The 20,447-nt window shown below is 66.8% G+C and carries 17 protein-coding genes and 5 pseudogenes; 18 read left to right on the top strand and 4 right to left on the bottom strand.

Going from position 1 to position 20,447, the window contains the following annotated elements:
* Positions 1-79: 79 nt before the first annotated feature.
* The 17 genes and pseudogenes from NHF48_RS10100 (at position 80) to NHF48_RS10015 (ending at position 16,959) form a co-directional block, all read left to right on the top strand.
* The gene (locus tag NHF48_RS10100; RefSeq protein WP_446741210.1) at positions 80-3,208 is read left to right on the top strand and encodes an intermembrane phospholipid transport protein YdbH family protein; all 3,129 of its coding nucleotides are present in this window, start codon (positions 80-82) and stop codon (positions 3,206-3,208) included.
* A gap of 47 nt (positions 3,209-3,255) precedes the next feature.
* The gene (locus tag NHF48_RS10095) at positions 3,256-3,432 is read left to right on the top strand and encodes a YnbE family lipoprotein (RefSeq protein WP_253071029.1); all 177 of its coding nucleotides are present in this window, start codon (positions 3,256-3,258) and stop codon (positions 3,430-3,432) included.
* Position 3,433: 1 nt separating this feature from the next.
* Positions 3,434-3,811 carry a YdbL family protein gene (locus tag NHF48_RS10090; protein WP_253071028.1) on the top strand — a complete coding sequence of 126 codons (378 nt, stop codon included), beginning with the start codon at positions 3,434-3,436 and terminating at the stop codon, positions 3,809-3,811.
* A gap of 835 nt (positions 3,812-4,646) precedes the next feature.
* Positions 4,647-5,405: a F0F1 ATP synthase subunit A gene (locus NHF48_RS10080; protein ID WP_056056028.1), complete on the top strand. Its 759-nt coding sequence runs from the start codon at positions 4,647-4,649 to the stop codon at positions 5,403-5,405.
* A gap of 39 nt (positions 5,406-5,444) precedes the next feature.
* A complete protein-coding gene (locus NHF48_RS10075; RefSeq protein ID WP_055873230.1) occupies positions 5,445-5,672 on the top strand; it encodes a F0F1 ATP synthase subunit C in 228 nt (75 codons plus the stop codon).
* A gap of 54 nt (positions 5,673-5,726) precedes the next feature.
* Positions 5,727-6,221 carry a F0F1 ATP synthase subunit B family protein gene (locus NHF48_RS10070; RefSeq protein ID WP_253071027.1) on the top strand — a complete coding sequence of 165 codons (495 nt, stop codon included), beginning with the start codon at positions 5,727-5,729 and terminating at the stop codon, positions 6,219-6,221.
* 37 nt (positions 6,222-6,258) lie between these two features.
* Positions 6,259-6,831 (top strand): F0F1 ATP synthase subunit B family protein, encoded by a 573-nt coding sequence (locus NHF48_RS10065; protein WP_253072393.1) that lies wholly within the window; start codon positions 6,259-6,261, stop codon positions 6,829-6,831.
* 202 nt (positions 6,832-7,033) lie between these two features.
* Positions 7,034-7,354 (top strand): DMT family transporter, encoded by a 321-nt coding sequence (locus NHF48_RS10060; RefSeq protein WP_253071026.1) that lies wholly within the window; start codon positions 7,034-7,036, stop codon positions 7,352-7,354.
* Between the two features lie 318 nt (positions 7,355-7,672).
* A pseudogene (uvrC, locus tag NHF48_RS10055) lies at positions 7,673-9,611 on the top strand (excinuclease ABC subunit UvrC).
* A 154-nt stretch (positions 9,612-9,765) separates the two neighbouring features.
* Positions 9,766-10,857 carry a polysaccharide deacetylase gene (locus NHF48_RS10050; protein ID WP_253071025.1) on the top strand — a complete coding sequence of 364 codons (1,092 nt, stop codon included), beginning with the start codon at positions 9,766-9,768 and terminating at the stop codon, positions 10,855-10,857.
* 3 nt (positions 10,858-10,860) lie between these two features.
* A pseudogene (gene recO, locus NHF48_RS10045) lies at positions 10,861-11,593 on the top strand (DNA repair protein RecO).
* Positions 11,594-11,634: 41 nt separating this feature from the next.
* Positions 11,635-12,681, top strand: coding sequence for a 3-isopropylmalate dehydrogenase (gene leuB / locus NHF48_RS10040; protein WP_253071024.1), 1,047 nt, complete (start codon positions 11,635-11,637; stop codon positions 12,679-12,681).
* Between the two features lie 10 nt (positions 12,682-12,691).
* Positions 12,692-13,789, top strand: a complete 1,098-nt coding sequence (locus NHF48_RS10035; protein ID WP_253072392.1) for a glycosyltransferase family 2 protein — start codon at positions 12,692-12,694, stop codon at positions 13,787-13,789.
* 219 nt (positions 13,790-14,008) lie between these two features.
* Positions 14,009-15,215, top strand: a pseudogene (locus tag NHF48_RS10030) (trans-sulfuration enzyme family protein).
* On the top strand, positions 15,212-15,610 hold the full coding sequence (apaG, locus tag NHF48_RS10025; RefSeq protein WP_056488567.1) for a Co2+/Mg2+ efflux protein ApaG: 399 nt from the start codon (positions 15,212-15,214) through the stop codon (positions 15,608-15,610). Before NHF48_RS10030 ends, apaG begins: the two are co-directional and overlap by 4 nt.
* A pseudogene (locus NHF48_RS10020) lies at positions 15,607-16,390 on the top strand (LysR family transcriptional regulator). The gene apaG and the pseudogene NHF48_RS10020 overlap by 4 nt, the downstream one beginning before the upstream one ends.
* Positions 16,387-16,959, top strand: coding sequence for a GNAT family N-acetyltransferase (locus NHF48_RS10015; protein ID WP_060527158.1), 573 nt, complete (start codon positions 16,387-16,389; stop codon positions 16,957-16,959). The pseudogene NHF48_RS10020 and the gene NHF48_RS10015 overlap by 4 nt, the downstream one beginning before the upstream one ends.
* Positions 16,960-17,191: 232 nt before the next feature.
* On the opposite strand, the gene NHF48_RS10010 is transcribed toward NHF48_RS10015, so the two are convergent.
* From NHF48_RS10010 to NHF48_RS09995, 4 genes and pseudogenes are all read right to left on the bottom strand, one after another.
* Positions 17,192-17,644 carry a hypothetical protein gene (locus tag NHF48_RS10010; RefSeq protein WP_263817050.1) on the bottom strand — a complete coding sequence of 151 codons (453 nt, stop codon included), beginning with the start codon at positions 17,642-17,644 and terminating at the stop codon, positions 17,192-17,194.
* An 82-nt stretch (positions 17,645-17,726) separates the two neighbouring features.
* Positions 17,727-17,855: pseudogene (locus NHF48_RS10005) on the bottom strand (serine hydrolase); the annotation flags it as partial.
* 146 nt (positions 17,856-18,001) lie between these two features.
* Complete coding sequence (locus tag NHF48_RS10000; protein WP_253071023.1) at positions 18,002-18,397, bottom strand: hypothetical protein; 396 nt, start codon at positions 18,395-18,397, stop codon at positions 18,002-18,004.
* Positions 18,397-19,251 (bottom strand): ABC transporter permease, encoded by an 855-nt coding sequence (locus tag NHF48_RS09995; protein WP_056065087.1) that lies wholly within the window; start codon positions 19,249-19,251, stop codon positions 18,397-18,399. The genes NHF48_RS10000 and NHF48_RS09995 overlap by 1 nt, the downstream gene beginning before the upstream one ends.
* A gap of 65 nt (positions 19,252-19,316) precedes the next feature.
* Here NHF48_RS09995 and NHF48_RS09990 point away from each other — a divergent pair, with 65 nt between their 5' ends.
* On the top strand, positions 19,317-20,060 hold the full coding sequence (locus NHF48_RS09990) for a GcrA family cell cycle regulator (protein WP_253071022.1): 744 nt from the start codon (positions 19,317-19,319) through the stop codon (positions 20,058-20,060).
* The last annotated feature ends 387 nt before the right edge of the window (positions 20,061-20,447 follow it).

Genomic DNA, 20,447 nt, shown 5'->3' with positions numbered 1-20,447 from the left:
CCGCCTATGCAGAGACCTCGAATATGGCGGAGTGCGTTGGTGAGCGAGACGAGCGAGACGGGGGCCGACCCCGGGGCCCATCCTCGCCGTCCTGCGACTGCCCGCCGCGTTACGCTGGGGGATCGCGCTGCTGCTGATCGCAGGGCTGGTCGTGCTGTGGCTGGTAAGGAAGCCAATCGCCGAGGGGTTCATCGACCGCGAACTCGCCAAAGCCGGCGTACCCGCGCGCTACGACATCGCGGACCTCGCGCTGGGTGGCCAACGGTTGACCAACGTTGTGCTTGGCGATCCGGCGCATCCCGATCTGGTCGCCGACTGGGTCGAGACGCGGACTGGCGTCGGGTTGTCCGGGCCGTATCTGGAGGGCGTGCGCGCGGGGAAGGTCCGGCTGCGCGGGCGGCTGGTCGACGGCAAGGTCTCGCTTGGCGCGATCGACAGGTTGCTGCCGGCGCCGTCGGGGAAGCCGTTCGCGTTGCCGGCGCTCGACGTATCGGTCGCCGATGGGCGGATGCGGCTGGAGACCCCGCAGGGAATCGTCGGGTTGAAGCTGGCGGGTTCCGGCAAGCTCGACGACGGGTTCCGCGGTACGTTGGCAGCGATCAGCGAGCGGCTTGATCTCGGCGGATGCGTGATCGATCGGCTCGCGGCGACGGTGAAGCTGCGGATCGACGCGGCGAAACCGACGATCACTGGGCCGGTGCGCGTGTCGCGGCTTGCCTGCGGCACGACGCAGGCGGAGCGGATCGTGGCCGATCTGGACCTTGGCCTCTCCGCCGCGCTTGATCGCTGGCAGGGCAAGGCGACGCTGAAGACGGGCGCGGCGCAGACGCCGGGCGCGACCTTGGCTGGTGTTGGGGGCACGGTCGACTTCACGGGAAACGCGGCGGCGACCGGCGGCAAGGTGGACATCGCCGCCGACACGGTTCGCACCACCGAGGGCGGCGCGCGGCGGGTTTCGTCCGCGGGCACCTACCGGATCGGGCAGCAGATCGCGTTCGACGGGCGTGTCCAGGCGAGCGGGGCGGCAGTGGCGCAGAAGCGACTCGCGGGGCTGGCGGGTATCGGCGGTGCGGCCGCGGGGACGCCCGTCGCGCCGTTGGCTAAAGCGGTAACACAGGCGGTCCAGAAGGCCGGCCGCGGATTTGCCGCGGACGCCGACCTTCGCGTGCGGATCGACGGCGGGCACGGCAGGGCCGAGCTGTCGCGTCTGGCGCTGGCCTCCGCCAGTGGTGCGCGCGTGGCGCTTGGCGGCGGGAGCGGGGTTGCGTTCGGCTGGCCGAACGGCGGGGTGCGGCTCGACACGGTTCTCGCGATGCGCGGCGGCGGCTTGCCCGAGGCGCGCGTGTCGCTGGCGCAGGCGAAACCGGGCGCGGCGATCCGCGGTGTCGCCACCATCGCGCCTTATGCGGCGGGTGGCGCGCGACTGGCGCTGACGCCCGTCACGTTCAGCGCGACGCCGGGCGGGGCAACCTCGATCGCGACTCGCGTTACGCTTGGGGGACCGGTCGGCGCTGGCGGTACCGGCAACCGGGTCGATGGCCTGTCGATGCCGGTTGCGGCGCTTTGGGACGGTCGCGGGCGGCTGGTCGTCAACACCGGTTGCGTGCCTTTGGCAGTCCAGCGCTTTGCGATCTCCGGCCTCGTGCTCGATCCGTCACGGCTGACCTTGTGCCCGATTGATGGCGCGCTGGTGCAGATCAACGGCGCGCGGGTCAGCGGCGGCGCGAAGATCGCCGCGGCCAAGCTGGGTGGGCGGCTCGGCACTACCCCGATCACACTTGCGACCGCGGGAGCGACCGTGCGGCTGGCGGATCGCGGCTTCGCGATCGACGGCGTGCAGACCCGGATCGGCGCGCCCGAACGCGTCACGCGGCTCGATTTCGGCACGATCACCGGTCGCATGACCGGGCAGGGCGTGGCGGGCGCGTTCACCGGCGGCTCGGGACAGATCGCCAACGTGCCGCTGTTGCTTGGCGAAGCCGCCGGTGACTGGACGCTTGTCAATGGCGCGCTCAACCTCACCGGCGCGATGGGGGTATCCGATGCCGCGCCGACGCCACGGTTCAAGCCGCTCGCCGCACGCACCGTGACCCTCGCGCTGGTCAACGGCACGATCACCGCGGCGGGCACGCTGTTCGAACCAACCACGAATACCAAGGTCGCCGACGTCACGCTGACCCACGCGCTCGGTGCCGGCGCAGGCAAGGCCGACCTCAACGTTCCCGCGATCGCCTTCGCCAAGGACAAGCTGCAACCCGACGCGCTCACTCCGCTGACCTTCGGCGTGATCGCCGACGTCAACGGATCGGTCAGCGGCGAGGGGCATATCGCCTGGAACCCCGACGGCGTGACCAGCACCGGCGTGTTCCGCACCGCCGGGACCGATCTCGCTGCCGCATTCGGCCCAGTCACGGGAATCGCCACCGAGATCCGCTTCACCGACTTGCTCAACCTCCAGAGCGCACCGGGGCAAGTGGCGACGATCCGTACCCTCAACCCCGGCATCCCGGTCACCGACGGCACGATCCGCTACCAGACGCTCCCGGGTGCGCGCGTGCGCGTTGAGGGCGGGCGGTGGCCGTTCGCGGGGGGATCGCTGACGCTTGACCCGACGCTGCTCGATTTCTCCGCGCAGTCTGAGCGGCGAATGACGTTCCACGTCGCCAACATGGTGGCGGACCAGTTCTTGCAACAGTTCGATTTCAAGAATCTCGACGCGACCGGGATCTTCGACGGCGTGCTGCCGATGATCTTCGACGAGACCGGCGGCCGGATCGAGGGCGGCGACCTGCGCGTCCGGCCGGGCGGCGGCACGCTCGCCTATGTCGGCGACCTCAGCCAGAAGGATCTCGGCGTCTGGGCGAACATCGCGTTCCAGGCGCTGAAGTCGCTCCGCTACCAGTCGTTGCGAGTCGGCATGAACGGGCCGCTCGCGGGCGAAATGGTCACTGACGTGCGGTTCGCCGGGATCAGTCAGGGTGAGGGGGCAAAGGCGAACTTCATCGTCCGTCGCCTGCAGAAACTGCCGTTCATCTTCAATATCCGCATCAAGGCGCCGTTCCGCGGGCTGCTCGACTCGGCACAGAGCTTCTACGATCCGAAGCGGCTCATCCAGCGCAACCTGCCGGCGTTGCTGCAACAGCAAGCCGCGCCGCCGCCTCCTAAACCTCCAACCATTCAGCCTCCCGCAAGCAGGATCGTGCCATGACCGAAACAGGATTGAAGAAGCTGGAGCAAAGGCCGATCTTGCGTAGGATGACGAGGACGATCGCTATTATCGGGCTGACGGCGGCCTTGTCGGGCTGCATCAACGTGTCGGCGCCCGACAAGCCGATCGAGATCAACCTCAACATCAACGTCACGCAGGAAGTGGTCTATCGTCTCGATGGCGAGGCGAAATCGTTGATCCAGCAGAATCCGGGGATATTCTAAGATGAAGAAGGTCATTGTCATGATTGCCGCAGCCGCGGTTCTCGGCGGCCTTTCGGTGGCGGCGTCGGCGCAGCGCGATCCGGCCTACGCCGCGGCGCGTGCCGGGGGCGAGGTTGGCGAGCAGCCCGACGGGTATCTCGGCCTGGTCGGTGCGGCGAGCGGCGATCTTCGCGCGCTGGTCAACAACATCAATATCCAGCGCAAGTCGGCGTACACGCAGAAGGCGCAGGCGAGCGGCGCGACGGTCGAGCAACTCGCGTTCACGAGTGGCTGCAACCTGATCATGCAGACCAACCCCGGCGAGAAGTACAAGACGCCGAACGGTGTCTGGAAGACCCGAACCGCCGGTGCCCCCGAACGCGATTCGCGCTGCGTTTGAACCTCCGTCATGCCGGGCTCGTTCTGGCATCCACGGTTCCGTATATTCGATAGTCGTGAGCGTGCGGAACCGTGGACCCCGGAACAAGTCCGGGGTGACGAAGAGGGGAACTCCCCCACGGCGCGAGGTCCGGGCTTTCGCCGAGATGACGAAGAGCGCGGCCGTTCCGACGCTCCGCACTAAAATCCTCCCCCGCCAGGGGGAGGTGGCTGGCCCTTGCCAGACGGAGGGGGAGGCACGCGAAACGTAGGTTCCGTGTCCTCCCCCTCCGTCGCCTTCGGCGACACCTCCCCCTGGCGGGGGGAGGATCGAACGCCCCATTAATGACACCCCTGTCACACCGGTTGACTTGCACCCCCTTTTCTAAACGGACCGCGCCTTGGCGGGATCGCTCGTCGCTGCTTGCTTCCTCCCCGATGCGAAATCAGGTGGAGGAACGTGCGTGGCGGAGATCGAACCCGGACAGGACCCCCAGGGTGTTGAAGATCCGCGACTTTCCGCGCTCGATGAGCGATTGCGAGAGGCGCAGCATCGGGAAACGCTCGCAAAGGGGCAGAAGGGGGGCGGATGCCGAGCGGGGTTACTCGCAAGGCAATCGCGTCATTTCTGCTCTCATCGGGAGTCTCGTCGGCAGTGCGCTGATCGGGTGGTTGATAGACCATTGGTTCGGCACTGGCCCTTGGGGGGCTGATCGTGCTGCTGTTCCTCGGGATAGCGGTCGCGTTCAGGCAGATCATTCGAATTTCAGGCGAACGCCCGGAGTAACCGGGCGTTTGTCGTATCAAGACGGCAGGGATTCCACGTGGCGGCAGAACAGGGCGGCAAGATCGATCCGATGCACCAGTTCCTGATCGAGCCGGCGTTCGGCTCGCACTGGATCGTAGGTGGCTATGACCTGTCGTTCACCAACTCCGCATTGTGGATGGTGGTGACGCTGGTCGCGCTTTGGGCGTTCATGATCGGTGGCATGAAGCGCGAGCTCGTGCCCGGTCGCTGGCAGATGGCGGTCGAGGGCTTCACCGGCTTCATCTCGGGTATGCTCGAGCAGAATGTCGGCCCCGGCGGCAAGCGCTTCGTGCCTTACGTCTTCTCGCTGTTCATGTTCATCCTGTTCGCGAACATCATCGGGCTCCTGCCATTCGGCATCGTCCCGGGCGTGCACCCGTTCACCGTGACCAGCCACATGACCGTCACCGGCGTGTTGGCGCTGATCAGCTTCGCGATCGTGCTGCTCGTCGGCTTCGGCAAGCACGGCTTCCACTTCTTCTCGCTGTTCGTGCCGAGCGGCACGCCGGCGCTGATGATCCCGCTGATCTTCGTGGTCGAGCTGATGTCGTTCCTGGTGCGTCCGTTCTCGCTCGGTCTGCGACTGTTCGTGGCGATGACCGCGGGGCATATCCTGCTCAAGGTGCTGGCCGCATTCGTGATCAACGGCCTGAACCTCGGCGGGATGTATATCGGTCTGGTGAGCGCGCCGAGCATGCTGCTGATGATCGGCATCACGCTGCTCGAGCTGCTGGTCGCCGCGATCCAGGCATACGTGTTCGCGTTGCTGACGTCGGTCTATCTGAACGACGCGGTTAACCTTCACTAAGTTTTCTATTTACCAACTGATTTTCAAAGGGAATTTACCATGGACGCACAAGCAGCAAAGATGATCGGTGCCGGCCTCGCAGCGATCGGCATGGGCCTCGCAGCACTCGGCGTGGGCAACGTGTTCGCCCAGTTCCTCGCCGGCGCTCTCCGCAATCCGGGCGCAGCCGACAGCCAGCAGGGCCGTCTGTTCATCGGTTTCGCAGCAGCAGAGCTTCTCGGTCTGCTCGCCTTCGTCACGATGATCATCCTCGTGTTCGTCGCCTAACAACTCGCTGAATTGGCCGGGCGACCGTGCCCGGCCGTTTCACGAAGGACCGACATGCCCCAGATTTCCCAGATAGCCGCTACCTACGCCTCGCAGATCTTCTGGCTGCTCCTCACCTTCGGCATCCTGTATTTCGGGATCGGCAAGGGAATGGTGCCAAAGATCGTGTCCAACGTGGACTCGCGCGAAGGCCGAATCGCGGGCGATCTGGCGGCAGCGCTCGCTGCCCGTACGCAGGCCGATACGGTCCAGGCGAACTGGCAGGCCGAAATGGACGCGGCCCGCGTTGCGGCGCAGGCCGAGACGGCTGCCGCTGCGAAGCGTGCGGCGACCGCATTCGAGCAGCAGGTCCACGCGGCCGACGCCGAACTCGCCGAGCGTCTGGGTCATCACGATCTGGCGGTCGCGAACGCTAAGGCCGAGGCGCTCTCGAACTTGCAGGGCGTCGCCGCCGAAGCAGCACAGCAATTGACCGCCAAGGTCGCCGGCCTCCAGGTCAGCCTGGACGCGGCGACCGACGCGGTACGCAGGACGACGGCGCATGGCTAATCCAGATTCGGCCGCAAAGGTCATCCACGGCGAGGGCATGGCGCCCGAGGGTGCGATCGACAGCCAGGGCCTCCAGGGGCACACGGCCGCACCCGGCGGCGTCGAGCATGTGCCCGATCCCACCGCGCTCGGCCTAACCTCGACCGGCTGGGTCGCGGTGGCGATGATCGTCGTCATCCTGCTGATGATCTGGAAGAAGGTTCCGGGGATGATCGGCAAGATGCTCGACAAGCGCATCACCGGCATCCGTACACAGCTCGACGAAGCCAAGGCGCTCCGTGCCGAAGCCGAAGCGATCCGCACCGAGTACGAGGCAAAGGCCAAGACCGCGCACGTCGAAGCCGAAGCCATGAAGGCCCACGCGCATCACGAAGCCGCGGCGATCATCGCCAAGGCGAAGGCTGGTGCCGAGGACCTCATGACCCGTCGCGCGAAGATGGCCGAGGACAAGATCGCTGCCGCCGAGCGCGCTGCGATTGCCGAAGTCCGCGCGCGGGCTGCCGATGCCGCGGCGAAGGCTGCCGGTATCCTGATTGCCGAGCACCACGACGCTGCCGCCGACCGCATGATGGTCGACCGCGCGATCTCCGGTCTCGCCCGCCTGAACTAATCTGGGGCGGCGCCAGATGCGCTGCCGTTCCCCCGCGAAGGCGGGGGCCCAGGATCTCATCGGACAGCGCCCGCAACCCTGGACCCCCGCCTCCGCGGGGAACGGTAGTTCGCTCGGCGCTTTTCCTGTTTTGCACAGACGGCCGTCTCTTCCCGGGTTTCCGGCGGCCGAGTCTCCAATCTGAGCCCGTTGGAGAACAACTATGTCCTGGCTCATCCTCGCGGTCGCCGTCGTCACCGAAATCTGTTGGGCGCTCAGTCTCAAATGGGCCGCCACCCTCGCCACGTGGCAGGCCTCCAGCGTCCCGATCATCCTCAGCTTCGTCAACATGGGCCTGCTCGCGCTCGCCATGCGCGGCCTCCCCGCGGGCACTGCCTACGCGATCTGGACAGGCGCCGGCGCGATCGGCGTCATCATCGGCGGCGTCATCCTGTTCGGCGACAAGGTCAGCGGCATCCAGGCCTGCTTCATGGCACTGACCGTCGTCGGCATCGTCGGCACCAAGGTCTTCGCCCAAACCTGACCGCTGCCTTCGCCCGTAGGGCATCGAGAAGGTTGTTTCACGCGAAGGCGCAAAGGCGCGAAGAGAAGGAAGATTGGTTCGCGCAGAGGCGCAGAGAGCGCGGAGGAGTTGCGCTCTGGACTGTTCTTCGGATTGCTAAAGGGATCTTGAGCCTTCGGCGGTTTGAGAACGGACGCTAATTCCGATCGACCCTTCTCTCAGCGTCCTCTGCGCCTCTGCGCGAAATCGATCTTCTCTTTGCGCCTTTGCGCCTTCGCGTGAAAATCACTTCTCCAGCGCCAAAGGCGACCGCTGGCATAACCCCCTCGCACTCCCTAGATTCCTCAACGATGTCCTCCCCCCAATTCCCCCGACCGGTTCAACGAAGACAAGTCCACGTTCGCCGTCCGCGGTGGTGGTGAAGCGCCAGACCTCGCGGCAGGCGTAGCGGCGATCCGCAACGTGCTAGACACGCTGCCGATCCGCCCCGGCGTCTACCGGATGCAGGACGCGCGCGGCGACGTGCTGTACGTCGGCAAGGCGCGCGCGCTTCGGAACCGCGTGGCGAACTACGTCCAGGTCGAGCGGCTGACCAAGCGCCTCCAGCGGATGGTGTCGCAGACCCGCTCGATGACGATCGTCACCACGAACAACGAAGCCGAGGCGCTGCTGCTCGAATCGCAACTCATCAAGCGCTATCGCCCCGCCTACAACGTGCTGCTGCGCGACGATAAGAGCTTCCCGTTCATCCTCCTGCGCGACGACCACGCCTTCCCGCGCGTCCAGAAGCACCGCGGTGCACGGCGCGCGAAGGGCAATTACTACGGGCCGTTCGCCAGCGCCGGGTCGGTCAACAATACGCTCAACGCGCTCCAGAAGCTGTTCCTCCTGCGCAGTTGTACCGACAGCTTCTTCAAGACCCGCGACCGACCGTGTCTGTTGTATCAGATCAAGCGCTGCTCGGCGCCGTGCGTCGGCCGGATCGACGAGGCCGCGTATCGGGAACTGACGGAGGATGCGAAGGCCTTCCTCGGCGGCAAGTCGACCGGCGTGCAGGCGAAGCTCGGCGCGCAGATGCAGGCCGCCGCGGAGAACATGGACTTCGAACTCGCGGCGCTGCTCCGCGATCGCCTCCGCGCGCTCACCTTCATCCAGGGCACGCAGGCGATCAACGCAGAGGGCGTCGGCGACGCCGACATCTTCGCGATGGCGTGCAAGGACGGGCTGATCGGCATCCAGGCGTTCTTCATCCGCGGTGGCCAGAACTGGGGGCATCGCAGCTTCTTCCCGCAACACACCAACGACGTCCCCGAGGACGAGGTGCTGACCAGCTTCCTCGGCCAGTTCTACGAGGGAGGTCCCGCCGCCCAAGCAGATCCTGCTCGACCGCGAACTGACGGAAGGCGCGCTGCTCGCCGAAGCACTAGGCGAACGCGCCGGCTACAAGATCACGCTGCAGGTCCCGCAGCGCGGCGATCGCCGTCGCCTGATGGACCAGGCCAAGCGCAACGCGATCGAGGCGATCGAGCGACGCCAGGCCGAATCGACCACGCAGGCCAAGCTGCTGCGCGAAGTCGCCGATCTGTTCGACCTCGCCGAGCCGCCCGAACGCATCGAGATCTACGACAACAGCCACATCCAGGGCACCGCCGCGACCGGCGCGATGGTCGTCGCGGGGCCCGAGGGCTTCCGCAAGGGCCAGTATCGAAAGTTCAACATCAAGAACAAGGATACCGCGCCGGGCGACGATTTCGCGATGATGCGTGAGGTCTTCACCCGCCGGTTCTCGCGTGCGCAGGCCGAGGACCCCGATCGCGATTCGGGCGACTGGCCGGATCTCGTCTTGATCGACGGCGGCAAGGGCCAGCTTAACACGGTGAAAGCCGCGCTCGAGGAGATCGGCGTCGAGGACGTGTGCTTGGTCGGGATCGCCAAGGGACCGGAACACGGCCGCGATGGCCGCGAGGTGTTCCACATGCTCGACGGCCGCGAGTTCCAGCTCCCGGTCAACGCCCCGGTGCTATTTTACCTCCAGCGGCTGCGCGACGAGGTCCATCGGTTCGCTATCGGCGTCCACCGCGACAAGCGCAGCAAAGCGATCGGCGCCAGCCCGCTCGACGAGGTGCCCGGCATCGGCCCGGCGCGAAAGAAGGCGCTGCTGATGCACTTCGGCACCGGCCGCGCGGTGCGCAACGCGAGCTTGCAGGACCTGCAACAGGCGCCGGGTGTTTCGGCAGGCGTAGCCCAGCAAGTCTACGACTTTTATCATTCGCGGTAGCGAGCAGATTTTTCTGGCGATGCGGAGCTAGCGTTTCGCCGTGCGTGCAAAAGAATGATGACGTCCCGGATCGGGAAAAAAATATAACTCAAATCAAGGTGATTTGTATAAAATCACAACGCCATTTTCACTACTGATTGTTACATACTAATCCGTGACTACGCCTGTTTTCCTGACCATCGATACCGAGTTCGCGTGGCGCCACCATGCCGCCGGTCTGGATTGCGACGCGATCTATGCGCGGTCGCTGGAACCGGCCGGGGTAGGGCTGGGCTATCAACTGGCAGAGCTGGCCCGGCACAATCTGAAGGCGTGTTTCTTCGTCGACCCGATGCCCGCGATCACGTTCGGACCGGCGCCGATCCGCCGCATGATCGAGACGATCCTGGACGCAGGCCAGGAGGTCCAGCTCCACCTCCACCCCAACTGGACCAGCGCGCGAGCGGGCGATCGCGGAGTCGCGCACGACCGGTTCCAACTTTACACGTACAGCCTTGCCGAGCAGATCGACCTGCTCGTTCGCGCGACCGAATTGCTGGTCGAGGCCGGCGCGCCGCACCCGATCGCGTTTCGCGCAGGCAGCTATGCCGCGAACGACGACACGCTGACGGCACTCGAAAGCCTGGGCTTCGCCTATGACAGCAGCCACAACGGCTCGGAGGCGCCGCACACCAGCCGTATCTCGCTCCCGGCACGCCAGATCGCCCCGGTCCGCCGCGCGAACGGCACCGGCATCACCGAAGTCCCGGTGACGGTGATCGAGGACCTCCGCGGCCGGATCCGCACCTTCCAGCTCTGCGCCTTGTCGGCGGGCGAAAGCTACGACGCGCTCGAACATGCGGCGGTGTCGCATCATTCCGCGGTGACGATCGTCAGCCACGGCTTCGAACTCGCCAACCGCCGCGGCACGCGCGCCAACGCGGTCCATGTCCGCCGCTTCCAGGCGTTGTGCACCATGCTCGCCGAGATGCGCGACGTGTTGCCGACCACGCATTTCACCGATCGCCCGGTGCTCGAACTCGACCGTGGCGACGTCCCGCTTGGCCCCGACCCGGTGCGCACGCGCTGGCGACAGGCGGAGCAGCTGTGGTCGAACTGGATTTCGGAACGCCCCCCGGTCGCGGCGCACCTGACACGCCTCGGTCGTGGCACAGAGGGTTCGGTTCGGCTTGCGAACGCTTGCCATGGCCGAGACGATCTGCGGCTAAATCTCTCCTCTCCTTCGAGCGAGAGCGGTACAAGGTAACCCATGCATCTCCGCGCCTCCGCCATCGTCGTCGCCGTTCGCCAGCATGGCGAACACGGCGCGATCGTGCGTGCGCTCACCCGTAGCGATGGCGTTCAGCCCGGCTACGTCCGCGGTGGACGGTCGCGCGCGATGCGACCGGTGCTGCTCCAGGCGAACGTGATCCAGGGCGAGTGGCGTGCGCGGACCGGCGAACAACTCGCCTCGCTGACCGCCGAGCTGGTCCACAGCCGCGCGACGCTGCACGGCGAACCGCTCGCCGCAGGTGCGCTCGAATGGGCCACCGCGCTGGCCGCCGCCGCTCTCCCCCGAAGCACAGCCCTATCCGCAGATCCACGACGCGCTCGACGGCGTGCTGGGTGCGATCGAGAGCGCGCCATCTGCGCGTGGCTGGGCGGCGGCACTGGTCCGGTACGAATTACTGGTGCTGGCGGAACTGGGGTTCGGACTCGATCTCGACCGCTGCGTCGCGACCGGAACGGAGGACGATCTTGGCTTCGTGTCGCCCAAGAGCGGCGCAGCCGTCTCGCGTGGGGCGGCGTTCGGGTATGAAAGCAAGCTCCTGCGATTACCCGACTTCCTGCTGGCAGGCGGCGAAGCGGCATGGCCGGACATCTTCGACGGCCTGCGGTTGACCGGTCACTTCCTCGCCCGCGACATCCTCGTCGACCGTCGCGCCGATCCGTTGGCGGCGCGCGACCGGCTGGTCGATCGCCTCAAAAGGGCGGTTGCGTGAGCGCGCACCGCCCGGCAAGGGGCCGCGCAGGAGAAACGCACATGCCCTTGATCGCGATACTGGCCGGCGACGGCATCGGACCCGAAGTCACGGCGGAGGCGCGTCGCGTGCTCGATCCGCTCGGTCTCGACCTGACCTATGAGGAAGGCCTCGTCGGCGGTGCCGCGTACAAGGCGGTCGGCCATCCGCTGCCGCCCGAGACGCTCGATCTCGCCCGCCGCGCCGATGCTATCCTGTTCGGTGCGGTCGGCGATCCCGACTGCGATGCGCTCGAACGCCAGTTCCGCCCCGAGCAAGCCATCCTCGGCCTGCGCAAGGAGCTCGGCCTGTTCGCCAACCTGCGTCCCGCCAAGCTGTTCGCGGGCCTGGAGGACGCCTCCGCACTCCGCCCCGAGATCGCCCGGTCGATTGACATGGTGATCGTCCGCGAACTGACCGGCGACGTGTATTTCGGTGCGAAGGGTATCCGCACCACCGCCGACGGCCTGCGTGAAGGCCATGACGAGATGCGCTACGACGAGGCCGAGATCGCGCGCATCGCCCGCGTCGGCTTCGAGACAGCGCGCACTCGCAAGGGCAAGCTGCTCTCGGTAGACAAGGCCAACGTGCTCGAGACTTCGCAGCTCTGGCGCGACGTCGTCATCGAGATCTCGGCTGACTATCCCGACGTCGCGCTCAGCCACATGTACGTCGACAACGCGGCGATGCAGATGGTGCGTAATCCAGGCCAGTTCGACGTGATCGTCACCGGGAATCTGTTCGGCGATATCCTTTCGGACGAGGCGTCGATGTGCGCGGGCTCGATCGGAATGCTCCCGTCTGCCGCGCTCAACGGCTCGAACAAGGGCATGTACGAGCCGATCCACGGCAGCGCGCCCGACATCGCCGGCCAGGGCAAGGCCAATCCGTGCGCCGCGATCCTGTCTGCGGCGATGATGTTGCGCCACTCGCTCGACCTGCCCGAAGCCGCGGACCGCATCGAAGCGGCCGTCGCTGCCGCGATCCTCGGCGGCGTGCGCACGCCCGATCTGGGCGGCACGCTGTCGACCCGCGACATGGGCGATGCAGTGCTGGCTAACCTCGTTTGACCGCCCAGTGATCGGTGACCTGCTGCAACTCGCGGTCGTCATCCCGACGTTCAACGAGAAGTCCAATGTCGCGACGTTGATCGCCAAGCTCGACCAGGCACTGGTCGGGCTGAACTGGGAAGCGATCTTCGTCGACGACGACAGTCCCGACGGCACAGCCGACGCCGCGCGCGAAATTGCCCGGCTCGACAAGCGGGTGCGCGTGATCCAGCGGATCGGCCGGCGGGGGCTGTCGTCGGCATGCATCGAGGGCATGTGCGCGACCGCCGCGCCGGTCGTCGCGGTGATCGACGGCGATCTCCAGCATGACGAGGCATTGCTGCCGGCGATGCTCGACCTGTTGAAGGACGGCGATACCGACGTGGTGATCGGTTCGCGTTTCGTCAGCGGCGGCGGCACCGGCGAGTGGGACAGCGACCGCGTCGCCAAGTCGGCGCTCGCCACAAAGCTGTCACGCCGCGTGCTGAAATGCGATCTCAACGATCCGATGAGCGGTTTCTTCATGATCCGCACCGACATCGTCCGCCACCTCTCGCCGTCGCTGTCGGCGATCGGCTTCAAGATCCTGCTCGACCTGCTCACCGCCTCGCCGACGCCGCTGCGCTTCGTCGAAGTGCCCTACACCTTCCGGTGCCGGACCGAGGGCGAGAGCAAGCTCGATCACGTCGTGGCGATGGAATATCTGATCGCGATCTACGACCGGATGTTCGGGCGGGTCGTGCCGGTGCGGTTCGCGATGTTCTCGGCGATCGGCGTGTTCGGCGTCGGCATCCACATGGCGGTGCTGACCGCGCTGTTCGTCGGGTTCGGCACGCACTTCCTGGTCGGCGAGATCGTCGCGACGCTGGCGGCGCTTACCTTCAACTTCTTCCTCAACAACGCGCTGACGTATCGTGATCGGCGGTTGAAGGGGTGGCGGCAACTGGTCGACGGCTGGGTGTCGTTCGCGGTGATCTGCTCGGTCGGCGCGGTCGCCAACGTCGGCATCGCCGCGTTCCTGTACGAGATGAGGGACGGGGCCTGGGCGGCCTCGGCACTGATCGGCGTGCTGGTCGGCGCAGTCTGGAACTACGCGCTGTCGTCGAAATTCACCTGGGGCCGGTACTAGTCGGATCTTTGATCCTCCCCCGCAAGGGGGAGGTGGCTGGCGCTTGCCAGACGGAGGGGGAGGAAAGGGTAACCGCGGTTGTGTGGTCCTCCCCCCTCCGTCGCCTTCGGCGCTACCTCCCCCTGGCGGGGGAGGATCGAGATACTCCGCACCCCTCTTCACACCCGCAAGGCTTGTCCCCGGGCTTGTCATCGCGGCTCCCCCGGCAAAGCGGCGCGCATGAAGCGCAAGACCGGCCAGGATCGTTCGATCACTCAGAATTGGCGTCCCGCTACGCGCGCCATCCGCGGCGGCACCGCCCGCAGCGAATATGGCGAGACGTCGGAGGCGTTGTTCCTTACCTCGGGCTATTGCTACGACAAGGCGGGCGACGCCGCGGCGCGCTTTGCCGGCGAGCAGGAGGGGGATGACCTACTCCCGGCTGCAGAACCCGACCGTGCAGATGCTCGAGGAGCGTATCGCGCTGCTGGAAGGCGCCGAGGCGTGCCGGACGATGGCAACGGGCATGGCGGCGATGACCGCATCGCTGCTGTGCCAGCTCCAGACCGGCGATCACCTCGTGGGCGGCCGCGCGGCGTTCGGATCGTGCCGCTGGCTCACGGACACGCTGCTGCCGAAGTTCGGGATCGCCACGACGATCGTCGATGCGCGCGATCCGCAGGCGTTCCTCGACGCGGTCCGCCCCGAGACGAAGGTGTTCTTTTTCGAGACGCCCGCCAACCCGACGATGGATATCGCCGACCTGAAGGCGATCTGCGACATCGCGCGCGAACGCGGCATCACGACGGTGGTCGACAACGCCTTCGCCACGCCGGCCTTGCAGCGCCCGATGGAGTTCGGTGCGGACGTCACCGCGTACAGCGCGACCAAGATGATGGACGGGCAGGGCCGTGTGCTCGCCGGTGCAGTCTGTGGCACCGAGGATTTCATCACCAACACGCTGCTGCCGTTCACCCGCAACACCGGCCCGACGCTGTCACCGTTCAACGCGTGGGTTGTGCTAAAGGGCCTCGAGACGCTCGACCTGCGTATCCACCGCCAGTCCGAGAACGCGATGAAGGTCGGCGAATTCCTCGAAGGCCGCGTCCCCCGCGTGCTGCATCCCTTTCTGCCGAGCCATCCCCAGCACGAACTGGCCAAGCGCCAGATGGACGCCTGCGGCCCGATCTTCGCGTTCGAGGTCGAGGGGCGCGAACAGGCGCACGCATTGCTCGACGCGCTCGAACTGGTCGATATCTCGAACAACATCGGCGACTCGCGCTCGCTGATGACGCATCCCGCCTCGACCACGCACGCGAGCGTGTCGCCCGACAAGCAGATCGAGATGGGCGTGACCGAGGGTCTGTTGCGGATCAACGTCGGGCTCGAGGATGCGCAAGACGTGATCGACGATCTCGATCAGGCGCTTAGGCAGGCGGGTTTATGAAGGCGCTGTTCCCCAACGCGGCGACGACCGATGGGGTGACGGTGCGCGTGTCGGTCAGCTATCTGCCCGAACAGTCCGAGCCCGAGCGGGGCCGCTGGTTCTGGGCCTATCACATCCGCCTCGAGAACGAGGGCACCGAGACCGTCCAGCTGCTCACCCGCCATTGGGTGATCACCGACGGTCGCGGCGCGCGTCATTCGGTCGAGGGCGAAGGCGTGGTCGGCGAACAGCCGGTGATCGAACCGGGCGCGAGCTTCGACTACGTCTCGGGTTGCCCACTCGCGACCCCGTCGGGTGCGATGCAGGGGAGCTACCAGATGGTTCGCGAAGACGGCGCCGTGTTCGCGGTCGAGATTCCCCGCTTCTCGCTGTTCGCGCCCGCGGTGCTCAATTGAAGCGCACGCATCTCCCGCTCAACGGTCTGCGCGTGCTCGACGCGGCGGCGCGGCATCTGTCGTTCACGCGCGCTGCGGACGAGCTGGCGGTGACGCCGGCGGCGGTTGGTCAGCAGATTCGCGCGCTGGAGGATACGCTCGGTGTCGTGCTGTTCCGTCGCACCACGCGCGGGCTGGAACTGACCCCCCGAGGCGGAAGCGGGCCTCGGTGCGCTCCGCGGCGGGTTTCTCCAGTTCGAGGAGGCCGTCCGCGCGATGCAGGCAGGCCAATCCTCCAAATCGCTAACGATCGCGGCGCCGCGCGACCTGACCGAGAAGTGGCTGATGCCGCGGCTCGCGCAGATCGCCGAGGCCGATCCCGAACTGCGGTTCGTGCTGATCACCGCGGACGAGAATGTCGACTTCACCGAAGCCAATCTCGATCTCGCGATCCGCTGGGGCGATGGTCCGGGCGAGCATGAGGGTGAGGCGCTCGAATCGGAGGGCATGGTGACGATCGCCAAGCCCGGCACCGACACTGAGGCGTCGATCGCATGGTCGGGTGAGGACGGCGTCGCGCTGGTCCGCGTCACCGACGCCGGGCTCGCGATCGACGCGGCGGCGGCTGGTCTTGGTCGCGCGACGGTGCCGGAACTGCTCGCCCGCCGCGATCTCGCGCAGGCCCGCGTCCGTCTCATCGGCGAGTCGCAGCCTTCGAAGGGGGGCTATTGGCTGGTCGCCCCGCTCCCGCAGTGGCGCCAGAAGAAAGTCCGCGCGCTCGTGGATGCCCTGACCGCGTGAGGCAACCCGGGCGCCGACCCCGTCGCGCTGGCGTGTCGCCGGTGCTGAAGACGCGACGGCTGCGCTTGCGCCCGCTGGTCGAGGGCGACGCGACCGCGTTGCACCCGATGCTCGCCGACGCGGAGCTGATGGCCTATTCCGCCGACGGGCCCTTGGGCTCGGTCGACGACGTCCGCACCTACCTCGCCGAAGAGGCCGCGCCGGGCAACCAGCGCACCTGGGCGATCACCCGCACCGGCGACGACCGCGCGATCGGTTGGGTCTCGGGGAGCGAGGCGGACGGGGCAGGGGTGACGGAGATCGGTTTCATCCTCGCGCGAGAAGCGTGGGGGCGAGGGATCGCGCGCGAGGCCGTGTCGGCAGTGATCGATCGCCTGTTCGCCGAAGGCCGCAGCCGCGTGTTCGCCGACGCGGACACCGAGAATACTGCGTCGATCACCTTGCTGGAACGTCTCGGTTTCCGTCGTGAACGGCTGTTGCGCGACGAGTGGGAAACGCATCTGGGGTTGCGCGACAGCCTGATCTACGGGCTCTGCGCCGATAGCTGGCAGGCGGCCGGGCGGGCTTAGTCACCGTCGCTTTTCCCACCTATAACACCACCCCGGCGAAGGCCGGGGCCCAGTTGGAAAGGTGGTCGTAACGGCGCTCGGCCCTCAGTTGGCTCCGTCCCCCCAACTGGCCCCGGCCTTCGCCGGGGTGGTGGCCTTTAAGACGGGGCAGGGTAGCGAACCTTATCGCGCAGCCAGCAATGCCAGCGCCCGCCCCATCAGCCCCGCAAACCGAACCTCGTTCACGCCGTCATCAGTCCGGTGCCAGTTCCCGGTCGCCGCATACCAGCGCCCGTCCTTCGCCTGCACCACATAGTTCAAGGCTAGCACCCCCGGCTCGCCACCACCCTTGAACCCGACATACCCAAACCGCTTCGCGATCGCCGGATCGACCCCCCGCATTCACCGCCAGCACCGCCCGAGTCGTAGCATCCGCCCCCCGCAACCGAGCGAGCAGCCCCGCCATTGCCGAAGGACTCGCAAACCATTCGACGCTGTCGATCGCCACCGGCTTCCCGGCGAACACGGTAGGATCGAGCTTGGCTGTCGAAATCTTCACCGCATTGTCGACCAGCAGCGCCCGCCGCTCCTCCACCGACCCCGCCGCCCAAGCCTTCGTCAGCGCGGGGTCGCCCTTCAACGCGAACATCTCGCGCGTCGTCATTACCGGCACGGTGCCGCCAGCAGCCTCCGCCATCGCATCCACCTTCGCGCGTCCGAGGCGTCGTCAGCAGCGTATCCGTCGCGGTGTTGTCGCTGATCGAGATCATCATCGTCGCGAGCGTCTGCACCGTCACCGGCGACCCGGCGGGCCAGGTCTGCAACACGCCAGACGGCAAGGACGGTGGCCCGACCTTCACGACGTCTTCCCAATGCCGTTCGCCCGCCGCAATTTGACGCGCCAGTTCCGCCAGCACCCACAGCTTGAACGCCGACCCCAGCGGTGCAGCGACATCGGCACGGTATTCGAGGGATCGGCTCGGGCTTACCCTCGCCGAGCGCGTAAAGCCCGAACCCGCTAGCCCCCGGCAGCGCACGAAACTCCGCCTCGACCTTCGCCAGGCTATCGTCGCGCGCCCCCCGTGCCGGTGATCAGCAACCCGGTCGCAGCATGCGGCGGCGCGGGGTCGATCACCAGCCGAACGCTCGCCGTTCCCCGCGCATAGCCAACGACCAGATCCGCGGACCACGCCGAAGTCGCTGTCAGCGACTCGATCTTCTGCGGTGCGCCCAGCGTCGCCTTCAGCTTCTCGCCGATCGACGCAAACTCCGCCTTGGGCACCTTCTCGCGGAAGCTCGCGGCGAAATACGCGTCATATGCGCCGCGCCCGTCAAGGATCGCGACCAGCGCATCGGCCTTCGCCCGCAACGCCGGATCCGCCACCGCACCCTGCGCCACCGCCCCGACCGGCAGCAAGGCCACCGCCAACGCCACCAGCCAGAGCGCGAGTCTGTACATCAGTTCTTCAGCTTCCAACCGCTCTTCAGCAACCGGTAGCAGAGCGTCGCCAGCACCAGGTCGATCACCAGAATCACGATCCCGCCGATCATCACTGGTGAGTCGGCAATCCCGAGGAACCCGTATCGGAATCCCGAGATGATGTAGAAGAACGGGTTGGCATGGCTGAACGCGCGGAACGCCGGTGCGAGCTTATCGACCGAGTAGAACGTCCCCGACAGCAGCGACAGCGGCGCGATCACGAAGTTGGTGACCGCAGCCGCATGATCGAACTTGTCCGCCCAGATCGACGTCAGCACGCCCAACAGCGCGAGGAACGTCGCACCGAGCAACCCGAACCAGATGATCGCGAGTGGCGCATGCGGCGTCACGTGCACGCCCGGATAGAGCGCCATCGCCGCCCACACGACGATCCCGACGATCACCGCGCGAGTTACCGCGCCGGCTACCAACGCGCCCAGCAACTCACCGGTCGACAGTGGCGGCTGGAGGTAATCGACGATCGTGCCCTGCATCTTGCCGACGAGCAGCGAGAAGCTCGCATTGGCGAACGCCGGGCCCATCATGCCCTGCGCGATGATCAGCCCCGGTGCGATGAAATCGGCGAACGCGACGATCTGGCCATCGACCGGAACCGGGCTCTTTGCGCCCGTCGCGATCGTGAATACGATCAGAAACAGCAGCGTCGTGATCGCCGGCGCCCACACCGTCTGAAGCTGCACCTTGAAGAACCGGCGCACCTCCTTGATATAGAGGGTTCGCAATCCCTCCCAGTTCACGCTCTTTATGACGGGAACGCCGGGGGCGGAATGCACCGCCGAATGGATTTCACCGATTGGGGGCTGGCTGCTCATAGGCGTTGCGGGTAATCGCTGCCGCTGCCGCCCGCAACCCGGCTGAGCAAGACTAAGGAACGAACATGTCCTGGACCGACGAGCGCATCGCGACGCTCAAGACGATGTGGGAGGCCGGCCAGACCGCCAGCCAGATCGCCGAAGCACTGGGTGGCGTCAGCCGCAACGCCGTCATCGGCAAGGCCCACCGCCTCGAGCTGCAAGCGCGCCCGTCGCCGGTGAAGCCGAACGATCCCGAGGCGAAGGCGGCTGCTGCTGCCGAAGCATCGGCGTCGGCTGCTGCGGCGTCGCCCGAGCCGGTCGTGGCACCGGAGCCCGTCAAGGTCGAGGCCCCCAAGCCCGCCCCGGTCGCACCGCCCGTCGTGGCGGCGGCGCCGGTCGAGCCCGAGCCGGTCGCCGACGAGCCTGAGGACGAAGAGGACGAAGACGAGGACGAGGCTCCGGCCGTCGTCGCCCCCGTTCGAGCGCCCCAGCCGATCCTGCGCTCGGTCGGTCCCGGCGGCTTCCTCCGCCAGGCACCCGGCGAGCAGCAGCCACCGAGCACGCCCGCCCCGCCGCGTCGCCTCGTGCCTGCCAAGCCGTCGGCCGAGATGGCGAACAAGACGAGCCTGCTCGAACTGAACGACCGCATCTGCAAATGGCCGCTCGGCCATCCTGGCGAGCCCGACTTCCACTTCTGCGGCAAGGCGGTGAACCCCGGTTTTCCGTATTGCGTCGATCACTGCGGCCACGCGTACCAGGCACAGTTGCCCCGTCGCGATCGTCGTCCCACGCCGCCGCTGCCGTTTGGTGGTCCGCGACCAAGATAACATTCTAATTTGATGGCAAACGGCTCTTCCAAGAGGTGCCACCCCGGCGAAGGCCGGGGCCCAATTGGGAAGGTCGCGGTAACTGAGCGCCGCCCGCGTTTAACAACGTTGCGCAACTGGGCCCCGGCCTCCGCCGGGGTGGGGCACATGGAGGGGGTGGCACCCTTCCTTGTTCTCCCGCGAAGGCGGGAGCCCAGACTGGGTCCCCGCCTTCGCGGGGAAACACGCTTGCGGCTGGCAACTGGCTATCGAATGGCGGAAGCTACAGCGAGCAACGAAAGGGCCGCTTCCCCGTGTGAGGAAGCGGCCTTTTTCATATCACGCTAGCCATGGGCAAAGCCCATGTCGTCGGCCGCGGCGAGCCGCGCCGGCCGGGCTTGGGCGAGT

It is taken from the genome of Sphingomonas sp. H160509 (assembly GCF_024124765.2).
Taxonomy (GTDB): domain Bacteria; phylum Pseudomonadota; class Alphaproteobacteria; order Sphingomonadales; family Sphingomonadaceae; genus Sphingomonas.
This window is presented reverse-complemented; position numbering and strand designations above follow the sequence as displayed.